Genomic DNA, 16292 nt, shown 5'->3' on the forward strand with positions numbered 1-16292 from the left:
AGTCATTATGACAAGCTTGACCAGATTCTGCGCATAAGTTCAAATCCATGCTTGTATATACTGGGTGTACAATTTTTGCTTGGTTGTTGGGGTGAATTTTGAACCACGTTTAATGGGACGCTCCAGTTCAAACAGCTATTTGAATGTCTGATGAAATGTTATCGAAAACTGATTTTATCCAGTATCTGAATTGCCCCAAATCGCTCTGGCTGAAACAGCACAAGCCGGGGGTTTATCCTGAGGGCGAGTTTTCCGATTTCGCCCAGAAACTGGCTGCGGAAGGCTATCAGGTCGAAGGATTCGTACGTCAGTTGGTCAAGGATTGGCCGGATGCCGAATCCTATTCCTTCCAGGGTGTGTTCGAGACAGGCGAGGGACTCCATGCCCGTGCGGACATGCTCCGGGAGAACGAGGATGGCACCATCGATGTCTTTGAGATCAAGTCCTCGACCAGCGTGAAGGACGGGAAACCGCACAACCAGCTGAAGGACGCGGCGTTCCAGACGATCGCAGCCACAAGGGCAGGGCGAGACGTCAGGAACGTCTTCATCGTTCACTTGAACAAGGACTACGTTCGTGATGGCGAGATAGATCCCGGAGAACTTCTCACCTTTGCTGATGAAACCGTTCGGGTGAAGGGCCTGCTGGACGAAACAGAGCGGGAAATCGCCGAGGCGCTCTCACTCCTTACTGAGGCGGCGATAGACGAGAGCTCGTGTACCTGCCTGAACCTCAGTCGGTTGCATCATTGCGACAGCTTTGGTTACTTCAACCTGGGCATTCCAGAATACTCGATCTATTCTCTGCCGCGTTTGTCTGGCAGGAAGCTGGAGAACTTCGTCGCAGAAGGACGGTTTGGACTGGATCAGATCGAACTCGATGAGGTTTCACGCTTCCAGCAGCCGATTGTCCGGGCACACAACATCGAGAACCCTTATGTTGACCTCGCCGACATTGCGAATTTCATCAGTGTGCTGGCGTACCCGCTCTATTTTCTTGATTACGAAACCTACCTATCCGCCATCCCGATCGTTGATGGGACAGGGCCGCAACAGCAGATGCCGTTTCAGTTTTCCCTCCATGTCCTCAATGAAGATGGTCGGGTCGATCATGTCGAATATCTAGCGGATCGGCCGGAACTCCCGCGTCCATTGGTGGAAGCCCTGGAAAGCGCCGTCGGTGCGAGCGGATCCGTCATCACCTGGAACAAGACCTTCGAAAACGCTCGAAACAACGAGATGGGTCAGGCGTTCCCGGACAAACGGGACTTTCTCCTTGGACTGGTCGATCGAACAGTCGACCTTATGGATGTCTTCAAGACGGGCTATGTCGATATCCGTTTCAATGGATCGACATCCATCAAGAAGGTTCTCCCTATTGTCGTGCCTGAACTCAGCTACGAGGGGATGGAAATCGGCGACGGGACAGCCGCAATGAATGGCTGGAATAAAATGATCAACGAAACCGATCCGGAAAAGCAGGCGCGACTACGACAGGCCCTCCTGGAGTACTGCAAGCTCGATACGCTCGCGATGGTCCGGATCTTTCAGTTTGTTGAGGGGCTGGTGAGGGCAAGTTGAAGGCATTCAGACCGCACAACGGACCGCCGTTGAGGTATGCTCGTAAGGTTGAGAGAATCCTGTTGTGACAATAAGTAGAGAAACCGTCGTCGCTAACATCGACCGCATCCTGGACGATGCGGATCGCAGTCTGGTCACGATCCTGGTATCGGACCCGAGAGAAAGCCTGCTGGAGTTCACAGACCGTTGGGACGCAGCCGTTGAAAAAGGCGGCACAATCGTCGTCGTGGAATACGATCCGGTTGCCGTCTTGGTTCGGTCCGGAAGCAGTGACATTTCTCGTACGACCTACCGGGATCCAAAGGACCTCGTTGAGATATCGGATTTCGGTGTGAACTTTCGTTTGAACGAGTTGTGCATTTAACACAACATCAGGCTTGCCTAACGACGCCGTGATTTAGCTAGGCGTTCAGTGCATCATCCAGTCGAGCAGGTAGACGGGTACGCCTTTGGTGGACCGCCGAGTTCTCAATGATCGCTCTTTCAAGCGCGGATCGATCGCCCAGGAGGATCACCTGAGTTTTTGCTCTCGTGATCCCCGTATAGATCAGTGTTCTGTCATTCAGCGGGTTCGGGAACACTGGCATGATCACGATGGGCCACTCTGAACCTTGCGACTTGTGGACCGTGATGGCGTAGGCAGGAGCGACATTGAGTGCGTCGTTAGCCGACAGGGTCACCGATCTACCATCAAGAACGCAATGGGCGCGTTCACCATCGGTTTCAATGAACCGCCCCATGCTTCCGTTGAATATCTCGCGGTCGTAGTCATTGACCTTGAAGATAATGGGCTCACCTTCAGCAAGACCGTCTCGTCCCGGGAAAAGCCGAATGTCGCGTGGATTGCCGTTCTTGTCGTGAGACCGGAGCCAGTGGAAGTGAGCGTTAATGGCGTCCACTCCGGCCTTTCCCCCGGAAATGGGAGAAATGATTTGCATATCATTCCGATCAACTCCGGATGCAGCGAGTTGTCGGCCAATGCTGATGATCGTGTCAACTGCCTGATCGGCGTTGCAGGGAACGAACGACACGCCCGTCTTGAGACCTGCGAACTGGTGTAAGGTAGGTACGCGGCCAAACCTCACGTCCTCAGCAAACTTGGGAATACCAGTCTCGGCAGATTGTCGCATTACCTGGTCGAGTACCACGCGCGGTATCCTCGTATGTTCGACGAGGTCATGATATGGCCGTCCGAAGCCGATGGGCGGGAGCTGAGCTGGGTCACCAATGAATACCAGTCGACCCGTCGGCATTCGGTCGAAGAGAACACTCAATGTCCCCAGGTCAATCATGCTGGCTTCGTCCAGGATCAGAGTGTCTTCCGGTCCGAATTGGATCTTTCCATCTCTAAGACGCCGTACTAGGGCCGCGATGGTCAGAGCGGACTTTCCGGTCTGTTCGCGCATTCGCTGAGCTGCCCGACCGCTCAGAGCGGCCATGACGACGCGTCGGCCTGCGTCTTCCAGAACTTTTACGAGAGCAGAAAGGGCCGTCGTCTTTCCCGAGCCTGCGTATCCGCCCAGAACGACCGCTGGAGCATTCGCTGCGGTCCGAACGGCTTCCGCCTGGCGTTTGGTTAGTGGATAACCTTGTTGGCGTTCGGCGGATTTTAGAGAATTGGCGAGAGCCGAAGGTGTAATTGATGTGCTCGCAATGAAGTCTTTCTGTCGCGGCTGAAGGCGTTTGGCGATTGCTTCTGCGACATGGACTTCCATGTCGTGCGCTCCTGGGCCCTGGAAACCATCATCAACGTAAACGGCGCCGCGCGCTGGGATGGCGATCTCGACGGCTCGTTCAGCCCAATTCGCTTCACCAAGCAATTCTGCGACTTCATCGACGAAAAGTTGTTCAGGTATCCAAGTGTGGGCGTTTCGGATTTGTGCAATCAATACGGCTTCAACCGCCCCAACCAACCTTCGATCATCACTTTTTGGAATGTCGAGGCGTTCACGAAGGTGTTCGCAGCCTCTCCATCCCAAGTGCCGAATGAGCAGATAGATGTTTTCCTGCACAGCACGAGCGCCTTCGTCTCCCCAAGCCTTGATGACTTCGGTCGCGATTGCAGGATCGATGCGGAGATCCATCAACCATTGGATCAGGTCCATGCGGGCTAGCAGAAGCTGGTAACCGTCGAGGAGGGGGCCGATAACGTCTCCCGGAAGAACGTCAAAGAGTTCGGAAACGCCATCGGATAGAACTGCATGGAGGCGATCTCCGAACCTCTCACGCAATTTCCGGGCCCGAGCTTTTCCGATCCCTGGGAAGTCCTCAGACTTTGTAAGTTCGCGTTCGAGCAGGTCGAGATCACGAAAATGATATCGCTTTTCGGACTCTCCAACGACCAGGGCCTGATCTCTGTCACCTTGCTGTCGCCTTTCTTCGGTCTCACCGGTCCCATCCGTCTGCAAGGCTCGCCTGGCGGCGCCCGCCTCCGGCGGCTTTGGCCTTGCATCCATCAGGTCCAGGTGAGGACCTTCAGGCGCGACGCGGCGGCTCCGACGACCAGACTCAGCAGTTCCCGGCGAAGTTTTCTGGGGAGGTAAATTGGGCCGATATGCCTGACCCTGAACGTCCATCAGGTAGGTTTCTGCGTCGACCTGCATAGCGCCGTGTTCGGTGACTACGACGCATGTGAGGATTCCACCGAGAGTAAACGTTCGCAGTTCGTCGCGTAGGCCGCATTGACCGCGAATGGTTCTTGCGCCGTTTTCTTCAATGAGCCGGGCGTTGGTCACCTTTCGGGACGTTACAGTGCCGTGTCTGTCCCTGTAGGTGATCGCCAAAGTGGTCATTTTTTGCGGGCCTCAAGTTCCCTACGCTTTGCAAGGCTCACGCGAAGACCGTGTGGGCGCATGGCTTCGCGTGCTTCATGAGGCTGGTTTTGCTCCCGGATCAGTTTGGCGACCAGTCTACGTTCTTGAGCGAGAGCGGATTTCAGCTGATCTATCTCTTGCTGTTTTTTCCTGAGGAGCCGATCTACCTTTTCGGCAAATCCCGCCGCATCGCTTTGATGGTTACCTAGGGCAGTCCGAGGCTCAAGGCCGATTTCCATCACCGCATTGTTCAAGTCCTGTTTGAGGCTGCCATAGAAGGCGTTTCTGCCGATCTTCGTCGCCCTAGCTATTGCTGTTATGTTCGGACCACCATCGCGCTGAGGAAGCTTCTCGCCGGCCTCTTTAAGGGCATTGAGGTAGGTCTTGAGTTTAGCTCGGTTCTTTGCCTCTCCGGCTTTGCCGCGTTCGATGACTTCACCCATGAATCAAACCTCATTCGGTTTCCGGCGTTCGCGCTTCTGGCGTGTCTGACGATCGAGGTGCGTCTTCCGAGCAGGCAGTGGGCGGTTCAGGATCTCCTGACTGATACCGTTTTTCTGTGCGTTGTACTGCCACCTTTGGAACTGCTCGAGCAGATCATGGTTCTCCCGCTCAAGCCGGTCAACCTTCGCCCTCAGACGACGGTTCTTCTCAACCTCGTACTCGAGCGCCATGTCGCCGTGTCGAACGATACCTGCTTTGGCAGCAATGGCTTTTCGGCTGACAGCAATCCTGGTCTTGGCTTCGTCGAAGGCATCGACGATCCGTTGGTGCTTACGGATTCCCTGGCGAGTTATACTTATTCCGGTGACCTGTTTCAGGACTTGCAGATAGACGTCCCATGTCAGTTTCTCATGCCAGCCATCAAGGATACGGAGGGCATGGTCAATGTGCGCCTCGGTGAGTTTTTCCCTTGGCATGGTTTGTTTCAATCTCCGTCGAACATGGTTTTCATGTCGAGCGTGAAGGGTACGTCTTTGTCGTCCGCGTTGGAAGTTGGATGTAGTGTGGCCGACGCCGCGACCTCATCCATGATGAGTCCTGCTTTCGATTGATCGTGTTCCGGAGGTGGAAGGGAGATGATCGTGCCGCTTGGAGTGTCCTGATCTGTGATCAGGTAATGAATCATGTCCCAGCGAGCGAGCTTGCGCTTGTGTTTTTCTATCCAGCGATCGACCCCGGGTTCGCCTTCCTGCTTGGCGTTCAATGAATGCTTGAGCGCGTTCTGGTGCATAGCAATGCTTCTCTCTGCCTCCCTAATGTGGCGTTCATCATGGGCGACAATCATGTTCTCTCCGCACTCCTCGCAGTTTTTGTCTTTGGGGCAGGGGGTGAGCGCGAAGTTGTGTCGACACAAGCCCTTGCTGGTTACGTGGATCGCCCCGAGTTCAAGTTTCAGAGCTTCATCGTAAGTAATGGCTTCATTGATTGATCGATCCTTGGCTTTGTCGGCAAGTGGCCCTGTCACTTTGATGTCGACGCCGGACTTTTCGTCCATCAGTTGCCAGCTTTCAATGATGGCTTCTTGAGGAACATGATCATAGAAACTGTTCTGGGAAACGCTCTTGCGTCCGGACCAGAACGCGATGAGAGCCTGGGAAAGGTATTTGCCTTGGGCCAAGGTGTTCAGCAAGTGCCTAAGCTGATGCGTCGTGAGCTTCCACGGCTTCCCGGTTGCGGGGTTCAATAACTTGTTTCTCGAAAAAATTGTCAGGGCTTTTTGTCCCTCACGGTGCTGACCAGAAAGGGCGTGGATGATTGAATTATAGTTTACCCAAAAGGGGACATTCCAGATCGTTGCCTTGTCGGCGATTTGACTATTATAACCTAAGCAAAAAAGAGCTTGAGAGAAGTGCAGTTTAGTTTCTGGGTCAATGACTGGAAATTCTATTTGAAATTTTCTTAAAACGAACTTCTCCAGGCTGTCAAAACTGTAAGTGGCCAGAGACCTAACGTCCAATCGGCCCAAACGGTTCGGATCTTTGGTCCTGCCTACCTGGTCCAGTTCATCTGAGGTGATATATCGAATGGAATTGGGCTTCACCAAGTCATTCTCAGTGACATTGATTAAAGATAGGGCTTCACTGAGGGTAAGTGGTTCGTCACGTAGATGCTGGAGTTCGTCGGTCAGGTACGGTTGGTCCGAATGTTCTTTGAACCACTTTGCCATGGGTATTAAGTGGTCGGGCAGGGGGCCGATATAAGCCGCGATGAAACTTCTAAGATACCTATCAATACTTTTTTGAGAAAAGGTTGATCGTGATCTGTTTGATTTAGCGGATGTATCGATTGTCTTGCGTTCCACGCGCGCCTGGTCGGTAGTGGTTCCGTGCTGCCGAAGCAATTTAGCATTTCGCTGATCTAGCGCCTTCATCGGGTGAGGAAAGTCGGAATATTCGTTTAATAATCTGACTATCTCCTTTTTGGTGAGTGGCTCCCCGTTCAAGTGCTTCAGGTCCTCTGGCATTAACAAATGGTCTGGATTTGCTAAGAACCAATTCTTCATTCGAGTGTTGTTTGGGCCTTGCTTTGCTTTTGTGGCGTTGACTCGCTTCTTGGCCAATGCGACGACCGACTTATATGTGTAAGTCGCCGCGTGTCCGACTTCCTGGATGTTCTTCTTAAGTTCACCCATACGATTTTTGTCGTGGGTCGTCCCGACTTGCTCAAGCGCTCGCATCATGCGGAAGGCGTCTCGGAATAACGGCTTATCGATCGGATCCCAATCCAGTATTTCCGCGACTTCAAGCCATGTTAGTGGATGCCCACGAAGATGCTCCGTATCGGGAGGCATGTAGAGTTTGTTCGGATTCTCCGCGTACCATTTGGCTGCGCGTCGAGCGCTGCTGCCGATCGCCTTTAGGCGCTGCACCGCCTCACTCGCAACAGCTTCCCATTCGGGGTTCTGGCCCTTGCCTACAGCAAATTTGGTGATTGGCTGCCCGTTTTTCGCAGGGCGCCAACTAAGCCCCATACGCGTGCTGCCTGCTATTTCATCAACAGATGAAGTGATGCAATCTACTGGCAAAGTAGTGATTTCCGACTGCCGGGAAGGAGCGAACATTCCCAAAGCCACGAATCCTGAGTAGATCATGTTATAGATGTGGTATGGACCGCCGTGGCGATTGAAAAGCGATGCAATATCGATGATTGCCTCAATGTCAGGAAGTCTTTCATTTTTTTCTTTGAAGTCAGCCGACTGCATGTCGCGGATCAGCAGATTTTCTCTGTTCTGCAACTCTCTCCATTTGTACGGACTGTGGTAGCTGATCTCGAAACCCGTTAGGGCAAACTCGCTCAATACGGAGTTGATGACGATGTTCATATGACGGCCCTGTGACCACCAGCCACCTGGTTCGCTTTGCTCAATGTAGTCGCCTAGCCCATCAATCAAGAGTTGTTCGACAAAGACAAGATCGGGTGGTTTCCCACCTGCTAGGAGCGCTTTGTATATAGTCCGAAGGGCCCTGAGGATTTTTTGGGGTTCGACTTTCGGGTTCTTACGAAAAAGCTCACAAAGCACAGCTTTGGCTTGATCCAGGAACGGTTCCGAAAACGGTTCGTTGCCGTTTGGTTCAGTAACAAAGTTGGTACGTATGACGCCCGTTTTTCCCCGAGTTCGGTCAAACGTCCATGTCGTGTCGGCCCAGTCGATTTCGTAAGCCGTCATAAAGTGACCGTGCTTCTTCTGGTGCGCGATGAAGTCGGCCATGTTGCGCTGCGCGACGGATGTTGCCGCCGATTTGCAGTCTGGGGAAGTTTCCGAAGGGCGAGATTCCTTGGGAATGAACGGAATGATTACCGCTGTCATACTTGGGCCCCCTCAAGGAGCTTCATCTTGGCGGCGCAGGCATTCTTGATGCTATGTACTGCATTCAGCTGATCGAGATGGATCTGCTTGATCCTGGAATCGCTTTCACGTTCGTATTCGGCCTGAATGACACGTTCCAGATCACCCCAATGTGCATCGACAAAAGGTTCAAATTTGAAGCAAGTCAAGCAAGCGCGCGGGGCGTCCTGGTAACACGTTGAACGAGCCCCACAGGCGCCTATTTTTTTGCCGGTTAGACGTTCGAAATCACGGATCAGCTTATTGTAGTCACCCGAATTCGTTGCTTCGTCGAAGTCGTTGATTATCTTCCCGCTGAACACGCCGGCGAAAAAGTCCATCTCCTCGCCCAAGGCTTCATTGATAGGCGCTTGGTTGTTCGCAAGCGAAGCTCGATAGTGTTTGATGCTATTTGTATCTTTATGAGTGAGGAGGCGGGCGACCTGCGCATCCGTGGCGCCTTGGGCGACCGCGCGGGTGGCCAACGTGTAACGGAACCGGTACGGAGTTATGTGAATTGGCCCTTTGGTCCGGTTGGAATAGGTGATTATCCGGCGAAAAACTGCTGAAAGTCGAACGTTGAGATAGGTCGAAGTTCTTAGTCCAAAGAGACTTTCTTCTGGATCAGGGTCGTTTTTGGCTGTTTGGTACCGGATCAATATGTCTGCCAAGACGGACGGGGCGCGGCGGCGAATATATCCGGAGGTCTTACCCTGCGTGTCCTTGGCCAAAGGTACGAGAAGCGTCACTTCCCGTCCCAACCCAGCCGGCCCATCTTGGATTATGACATGCTTGTTTTTCATGCGAGCTGTTTGGATCGGACGAACGCCCGTTCCAATTTGAAACCAGGTCACGACATAATCTTCGAAGGCGACGTCGCCGCTCAAATAGCCTTTGTTCAACCCTGCTTGAATGCTTTTTAGCTCTTGTTCTGTCAGCGCTCCGCGATCGGGGTCGTTGGTCAGCAGAGCAAAATAGGGACCCGCGCCGTCGTCGTTTAGTTCCCTGGTTTCAGGATCAAGAATGAACTTACGGAGTTCTTCGTCAATTACTCGATTGTCCATCGTCTGAGTGAGCTGGAAAAGATAAAACTTTAGAAATGGCCAATAGGACAAGGGGGTGACTGCACACCAATTATCCAAATTTTTGAGTGAAATTGGCTCCTTTACATCGAATATGCGCTGTCGAAACGCGTCACCGGTCACCTTAGAAACAAGTCGTATGTAATCAGTGGAGAACTTTGACAAGCCTTTGAAAATTGTGAGGAATGTAAGTTCCGATAAAATTGTCTTTTTGTTTAGAAACTGCAAATTTATATTGTATGGGGAGCTTCCTTGTACAGATGGAATGTGTGTTTTTCTGCCGGGAATTAATTGAACTATTTTGCCGTCATGCAGCTGGACGTCTTCTCCGTTCCTCCATTCGTCATCTGTATAGTACTCGCGAGCCTGGAGACGCAGGTTCTCAATTCTAATCATCGTTAGCTATCTCCATTTCCAATTTTGGATTGGAGACGGTCTCTGCATCTTCAAACAGCTTCTCGCTGAGTTCATCGGCCTTCCTGCGGATGTGTCGGCGCAGGTATTTGTCGGCGGACCGGCTGTTTTCACTCCAGCCCATCAGACGGTTCCGGATGCGACGTTCCATCTCCAAACTCAGCGCATTTTCACTGGCGTCGATCATCTGGGAGAAGAACTCATTCCATGTGCGCCGCATTGTGTGTGGCGTAACGTAATCAGGAATCCGATCGTTGCTATTCCGTATTTCTTCGAAGATCCGGTTGATTTGACGTTCTGAAAGAGGGTGTCCGTCCTTGCTGGTGATCAAGTAACCGGCCTTTCGGGACCATTTAGGCAGATTGGACCAGTGTTGCTGGATAAATTCATCGATCAGGATGCAGGTTGCAGGACGGAACGGGACGGTGCGCGGCGCGGTTTTAGACACATGGAAAGTGACGTTGCCTTGGGTCACTTGAAGATTTGCGAGGACAATATTATGAACTTCGTCCCTGCGCCCTCCGGTCTCCAAAAAGAGACGCCATATCAGATAATTGCGATCCCGTACGAAATGGTCTTGCCACGGATTGTCTGGACTATGCGGGTTTACCGTATCCTCAATGATCTGCACGATTTCTCGAGAAAGTCCCTCGAGAGATTCGTCCTGATCACCTTTGCTTGAAAGTCTGGGAACGTTAGAACGGAATTGTTTCAAACCCTCTATCGCTTTCTCCCACTGTTCGGGGCCGAACTCTGCGCCTCCGTCCGAGAACCGCCGTTGCCGATAGATCCATTCGAGGAAGGAAGCGATATTCCGAAGGGTCGAGGCATAGGGCTCGTCCGCGATCACTTCGAGTCGATTGTGTGTGGTGCTACGGTGGCTCGGCCGTATCTTTTCGAGCTTCCGAACTTTTTGGTTTTCTGATTGATTTTTTGCCGCTTTGATGAGCGTGAGTTCTGTTTGCTGTGCTTTGGCCGTTAGCTGCAAGAACTTTGCAAGCGCTGTCGCCTCTTCGAAGGCCAGTGGATTGTCCCTCATAATGCGATCAGCGAAATCGACATTCTCCCTGGCGAGCATCCAGTCGGAGGCGCGGCAGATCGAATTAAGGTGGTTTCTGATGGTTTTGGGAGAGAACGCCTGGTCGCGTAAGACCGCGGAAGCGTAGTAGTTCGGCCAATATGACGGCATGCCGTTCGGACATATCAGCATGTGAGTCTCTTCACCTTTTGATGAGGTGAAATGACGGACATTGTAGCGATCCATGATCGGTCCCTGCTTTACAAAACTGCGGGTTCCTAGACTCTACAAACCTTATTGTGGACCGAAATCCCGGTTTGTAAAGTCAGAAACCCGCAGTTTTGTTAGCTTAGACCTGAGTGCGGCGTCTTTAGTTTACATTTTTCGAAAACGTCTTCCTAGCTGCAGCCGCTGGTGGAGCCGCAGGTGTCGCACTTCAGGCAGGTGCCGTTGCGCACCATGGTGAAGTTGCCGCATTCCGAGCAGCTCTCGCCTTCGTAACCCTTCATTCGGGCCTGAGCGATCTGCTGAGCCGCGGTTTTCACCTGTGGGGCAGGGGCCGAGGTCACTTCGACAGCGGCAGCTGCTTCCGAGCCGCGGGCGAAAGCCGTTGCGACGGCGGAGGTCTGGGCGGCGATTGTTGTGCCCAGTTCCACTTTCACCGCTTCGGTGATCTCGCCGGAAGGCTCGTTGCCGGCGACGAGACGGAAACGCTCGGTCTGGCCGCGGACGAGGCCATGGGAAACCACACCGCCTGAGCTACCCTTGTCCATGGTCTTGACCGCGCCGGCGCTGACCGGGCCGCTGAAGGCTTCCGGCGGGACGTGGGCAAGGTCGTGACGACCGAGATAGGAGACTGCCAGTTCGCGGAACACGTAGTCGAGGATCGACGTGGCGTTCTTGATCGCATCGTTGCCCTGGACCATGCCGGCCGGTTCGAACTTGGTGAAGGTGAACGCGTCGACATATTCCTCGAGCGGCACACCGTATTGCAGACCAAGCGAAACCGAGATCGCGAAGTTGTTGATGAATGCCCGGAGAGCCGAACCTTCCTTGTTCATGTCGAGGAAGATTTCGCCAAGGCGGCCATCGTCATATTCGCCGGTGCGCAGGAAGATGGTGTGACCACCGATCTTTGCCTTCTGGGTATAGCCCTTGCGGCGGGTCGGCAGTTTTTCCTGTTCGCGGACAACGCGTTCGACGATCCGCTCGACGATGCGTTCGGCAACCACTTCGGCCTTTGCAGCCATCGGCTTGGCGGCCAGAGCTTCGAGGGCCTCGTCCTCGTCTTCGTCCTCATCGGCCAGTAGCTGGGCGTTGAGCGGCTGGGACAGTTTGGAACCGTCGCGGTAAAGGGCATTCGCCTTGAGCGCGAGTTTCCAGGACAGCATGTAGGCTTCCTTGCAGTCCTCCACCGTCGCATCGTTCGGCATGTTGATCGTCTTGGAGATCGCGCCGGAGATGAACGGCTGGGCCGCTGCCATCATGCGGATGTGGCTTTCCACCGACAGGAAGCGTTTGCCGATACGGCCGCACGGGTTGGCGCAGTCGAAGACCGGATAATGCTCTTCCTTCAGGAAGGGAGCCCCTTCCAGGGTCATCGCACCACACACGTGGGTGTTGGCGGCTTCGATGTCAGCCTTGGAGTAGCCGAGGAAGGTCAGGAGATCGAATTCCGGATCTTCCAGCTGCTCGTCGGTAACGCCGAGGGCCTTCATCTGCTCGTCGCCGAGGGTCCAGCGGTTGAAGACGAACTTGATGTCAAAGGCCGACTTCATGCCGTCCTTCAGCTTGGTCAGGCTCTCGTCGGTGAAACCCTTGGTCTTCAGTGCGGACGGGTTGACGCCCGGTGCCTGATCGATGGAGCCATGGCCAACGGCGTAGGCTTCGATCTCGCCAATCTCGCTTTCAGTGTAACCGAGCTTGCGCAAGGCTTCAGGAACAGCGCGGTTGATGATCTTGAAGTAGCCACCGCCGGCCAGCTTCTTGAACTTCACAAGCGCAAAGTCAGGCTCGATACCGGTGGTGTCGCAGTCCATGACCAGACCGATGGTGCCGGTCGGGGCAATAACGGTGGACTGGGCGTTGCGGTAGCCGTTCTTCTCACCAAGCTCAAGGGCACGATCCCAGGCCTTCTTTGCCCGCTCGACGATCACCTGATCCGGGCAGGAGACGTGGTCAAGAGCAACCGGAGCCGTGTTGAGGCCTTCGTAGCCGTCCGCTTCGCCGTAGGCGGCGCGGCGGTGGTTGCGCATGACACGCAGCATGTGGCTTGCGTTTTTCTTGTAGCCCGGGAAGGCGCCGAGTTCGCCAGCCATTTCAGCGGAAGTGGCATAGGCAACACCGGTCATGACCGCGGTGAGGGCGCCGCAAAGTGCACGGCCTTCGTCGCTGTCGTACGGAATGCCGGAGGTCATCAGCAGGCCGCCGATGTTGGCATAGCCGAGACCGAGGGTGCGGAACTTGTAGGACAGTTCTGCAATTTCCTTGGACGGGAACTGAGCCATCAGCACCGAGACTTCCAGAACGATGGTCCACAGGCGGACGGCATGTTCGTAGTTGTCGATGTCGAAGGACCGGTCTTCCCGGCGGAACTGCATCAGGTTCAGGGACGCCAGGTTACAGGCCGTGTCGTCCAGGAACATGTATTCCGAGCACGGGTTGGATGCACGGATTTCACCATCGGCAAGGCAGGTGTGCCAGTCGTTGATCGTGGTGTGGTATTGCAGGCCCGGATCAGCGGAAGCCCAGGCGGCATAGCCGATCTGTTCCCAAAGTTCCTTGGCCTTGACGGTCTTCAGAACGTCACCGGAGCGGCGGGCGGTCAGGTCCCAGGTGCTGTCGTCAACAACGGCGTTCAGGAAGCCGTCGGTCACACGCACCGAGTTGTTGGAGTTCTGTCCGGCAACCGTCAGATAGGCTTCGGAATCCCAGTCCGTGTTGAACGTCGGGAATTCGATCTTGGTGAAGCCCTGCTTTGCAAACTGGATGACGCGCTGGATGTAGTTTTCCGGCACCATCATCTTCTTGGCAGCACGGATCTCACGCTTCAGGGCCGGATTCTTGGCCGGATCGAAGCAGTCGCCATTGTCCGCCTCGCAGTTGACGCAGGCGCGCATGATTGCGCCGAGGTGCTTCTGGCAGATCTTGGAGCCGGTGACGAGCGCGGCCACCTTCTGCTCTTCCTTGACCTTCCAGTTGATGTATTCCTCGATATCCGGATGGTCGACATCGACAACCACCATCTTGGCCGCGCGGCGGGTGGTGCCGCCGGACTTGATCGCGCCGGCTGCCCGGTCGCCGATCTTCAGGAAGCTCATCAGGCCGGAGGACTTTCCACCACCGGACAGGCGCTCGCCTTCTGCACGCACGTGGGAGAAGTTGGAGCCGGTGCCGGAGCCGTATTTGAACAGGCGTGCTTCACGGACCCAAAGGTCCATGATGCCGCCTTCGTTCACCAGGTCGTCGCCGACGGACTGGATGAAGCAGGCATGCGGCTGCGGATGCTCATAGGCGCTCTTGGACTTGACGAGCTTGCCGGTCTGGAAGTCGACATAGAAGTGACCCTGGCCCGGGCCGTCGATGCCGTAGGCCCAATGCAGGCCGGTGTTGAACCACTGCGGAGAGTTCGGCGCCACCTTCTGGGTCGCCAGCATGTAACGCAGTTCGTCGTAGAAAGCCTGGGCGTCGGATTCCTTGTCGAAATAGCCGCCCTTCCAGCCCCAGTAGGTCCAGGTTCCGGCTAGACGATCAAAGACCTGGCGGCCGTCAATTTCAGAGCCGTAGCGCTCGTCCTCGGGCAGGTCTGCCAGTGCGGCCTCATCGGCCTCATGGCGCCACAGCCAGGACGGAACGGTGTTTTCTTCTACGGCCTTCAGCTTGGCGGGCACGCCGGCCTTGCGGAAATACTTCTGAGCCAGAATGTCGGACGCGACCTGTGAAAACTGGGTCGGGACCTGAATGTTCTCAAGACGGAACACGATGGATCCATCAGGATTCCGGATTTCGCTGGTAGCGTTCCGGAATTCTACGCTGGCGTAAGGCGATTGACCTTCCTTGGTGTAGCGCCGCTCGATCCGCATCTTCTCAAGTCCCCTTTTAGATTACAGCCGGTTCCCCCGAACCGGGCTTGACCGCATTGCATCCGAACTGGCGTGGCCGCCTGCCTCTGTTCTCGAATGCCGCCCTGCAAGTTACAGGCTTCGAGCCTGTATGTAGCGTATCTTGTGTTTCTATCCACTATATATAGTGGTCATCAACAGGTTTGTCACGACATGCGCCTTGAAGTCGGCACAACAAAACCCGTCTCCCGGCTTTGGGGTCAAAGACCTGGAGCGGTACTCTTGGATACTGATGGTTTTGGATGACCGGAGCGCCCGGATAGGCACCCGACTACGCACATCGCAATGATGAGAAACTAATGTAAACGAATTCTTAAGGTCAAGGACCGAGTGACAACAGCTAGTGCCTGGATTGTGGGCAAACGCAAAATCTTGTGTGGTCGTGTGGATAATGGGGAACGGAGCGGGGACAGCGTTTTAGCAAGGGATTTAGCGCTTGCTTTCCCGGCGAAGGAGTGCCCGCCAGGAAGGCACAAGACCCTGTGGATGACGATAGACTGCATTTTATGAAAATTTGAAGAAAATGGCGGTGATCGATTTCAACCGGGTTTAAGCCGGGTCTGGTTTCATGATGGCGGGATAGGGAAAAAGGTCCGCAATTCATGAAACATCACGCCGCATTCGGACTAGCGATGGAGGACATCGATGCTGTCGTCGTCGAGGACAGCAAGCCGATGCAGACGATTCTCCGGTCGATATTGCTCAGCTTCAAGGTTGCGCGCGTGCGGGTGTTCGATTCGGTCGACGAAGCGCTCGAGGCAAGTCTCGCCGAACCACCCAACGTGATTCTCACCGACTGGCGCATGGCGCCGACATCCGGCTACCAGTTCCTGCGTCTGGTGCGGCATCGCCACATGGAGCCGCTTTGTTATGTGCCGATTCTCTTCATTACGGCACATGGCACGCGACCGCTGGTCGACAAGGCCTTGCGGGCAGGTGCGCACCATGTGCTGGTCAAGCCGGTTTCGCCGTCGACGCTGTTCAAGCGCCTCAAGTGGCTTCTTGCAGACGACCGGCCGATGATCCTGGAGAACTCCGGCTTCTACAATATCTATGGCATTCAAAAGGCCATGGATGAACAGGCGGAAAAGATGCAGTCGCTTGCCGGAGCCCGGCTGCACCACCGCGTTGCCACGCAAAAGCGTGCGGAAGTGGAAGGAGCCGTTGAGGCGGCATTCGACACCAAGGAAGAAGAGCCGGAAAAGGTCTTCGCCGGTGTGAAGAAGGAAGCGCCTCCCAAACAGCATTCCGCCGCTGCCAAACATATCCGCAATGCCGGCTTTGCGCCCTTCAAGGGGTTGAAACTTCACTGAAGCAGTCTGTTTGTGACCACCTGGGTGCGGTGTGCACCGGGCGTGACTGCGGCAATCGGCCCGCAGGCGCAAAATCCCGTTCTTTTCTGGCTTCCAACTCTGGACAGATGCGGCCGTTGTCG

The 16292-nt window shown here is 54.6% G+C and carries 10 protein-coding genes; 3 read left to right on the top strand and 7 right to left on the bottom strand.

What is annotated here, in order from left to right:
* Positions 1-155 precede the first annotated feature (155 nt).
* Complete coding sequence (locus tag HCG46_RS15215; protein ID WP_168686733.1) at positions 156-1580, top strand: DUF2779 domain-containing protein; 1425 nt, start codon at positions 156-158, stop codon at positions 1578-1580.
* 64 nt (positions 1581-1644) lie between these two features.
* Positions 1645-1944, top strand: coding sequence for a hypothetical protein (locus tag HCG46_RS15220; protein WP_168686734.1), 300 nt, complete (start codon positions 1645-1647; stop codon positions 1942-1944).
* Between the two features lie 37 nt (positions 1945-1981).
* Here HCG46_RS15220 and HCG46_RS15225 read toward each other — a convergent pair whose 3' ends face one another.
* The 7 genes from HCG46_RS15225 to HCG46_RS15255 all read right to left on the bottom strand — a co-directional run bounded on the left by HCG46_RS15225 (position 1982) and on the right by HCG46_RS15255 (position 14818).
* Positions 1982-4372, bottom strand: coding sequence for an AAA family ATPase (locus tag HCG46_RS15225; protein ID WP_168686735.1), 2391 nt, complete (start codon positions 4370-4372; stop codon positions 1982-1984).
* Positions 4369-4836 carry a hypothetical protein gene (locus tag HCG46_RS15230; RefSeq protein ID WP_168686736.1) on the bottom strand — a complete coding sequence of 156 codons (468 nt, stop codon included), beginning with the start codon at positions 4834-4836 and terminating at the stop codon, positions 4369-4371. Before HCG46_RS15230 ends, HCG46_RS15225 begins: the two co-directional genes overlap by 4 nt.
* Before the next feature lie 3 nt (positions 4837-4839).
* The gene (locus HCG46_RS15235; RefSeq protein WP_168686737.1) at positions 4840-5313 is read right to left on the bottom strand and encodes a hypothetical protein; all 474 of its coding nucleotides are present in this window, start codon (positions 5311-5313) and stop codon (positions 4840-4842) included.
* Positions 5314-5321: 8 nt separating this feature from the next.
* Positions 5322-8204: a hypothetical protein gene (locus tag HCG46_RS15240; protein ID WP_168686738.1), complete on the bottom strand. Its 2883-nt coding sequence runs from the start codon at positions 8202-8204 to the stop codon at positions 5322-5324.
* Positions 8201-9700 (bottom strand): site-specific integrase, encoded by a 1500-nt coding sequence (locus tag HCG46_RS15245; RefSeq protein ID WP_168686739.1) that lies wholly within the window; start codon positions 9698-9700, stop codon positions 8201-8203. The genes HCG46_RS15240 and HCG46_RS15245 overlap by 4 nt, the downstream gene beginning before the upstream one ends.
* Positions 9693-10982, bottom strand: a complete 1290-nt coding sequence (locus HCG46_RS15250; RefSeq protein ID WP_168686740.1) for a site-specific integrase — start codon at positions 10980-10982, stop codon at positions 9693-9695. The genes HCG46_RS15245 and HCG46_RS15250 overlap by 8 nt, the downstream gene beginning before the upstream one ends.
* 152 nt (positions 10983-11134) lie before the next feature.
* The gene (locus HCG46_RS15255) at positions 11135-14818 is read right to left on the bottom strand and encodes a vitamin B12-dependent ribonucleotide reductase (RefSeq protein WP_022998392.1); all 3684 of its coding nucleotides are present in this window, start codon (positions 14816-14818) and stop codon (positions 11135-11137) included.
* Between the two features lie 641 nt (positions 14819-15459).
* Here HCG46_RS15255 and HCG46_RS15260 point away from each other — a divergent pair.
* Entirely contained in the window at positions 15460-16170 is a 711-nt protein-coding gene (locus tag HCG46_RS15260; RefSeq protein WP_208993526.1) for a response regulator, read from the top strand.
* The last annotated feature ends 122 nt before the right edge of the window (positions 16171-16292 follow it).

This window comes from Labrenzia sp. PO1 (assembly GCF_012273635.1).
Classification (GTDB): domain Bacteria; phylum Pseudomonadota; class Alphaproteobacteria; order Rhizobiales; family Stappiaceae; genus Roseibium; species Roseibium algicola.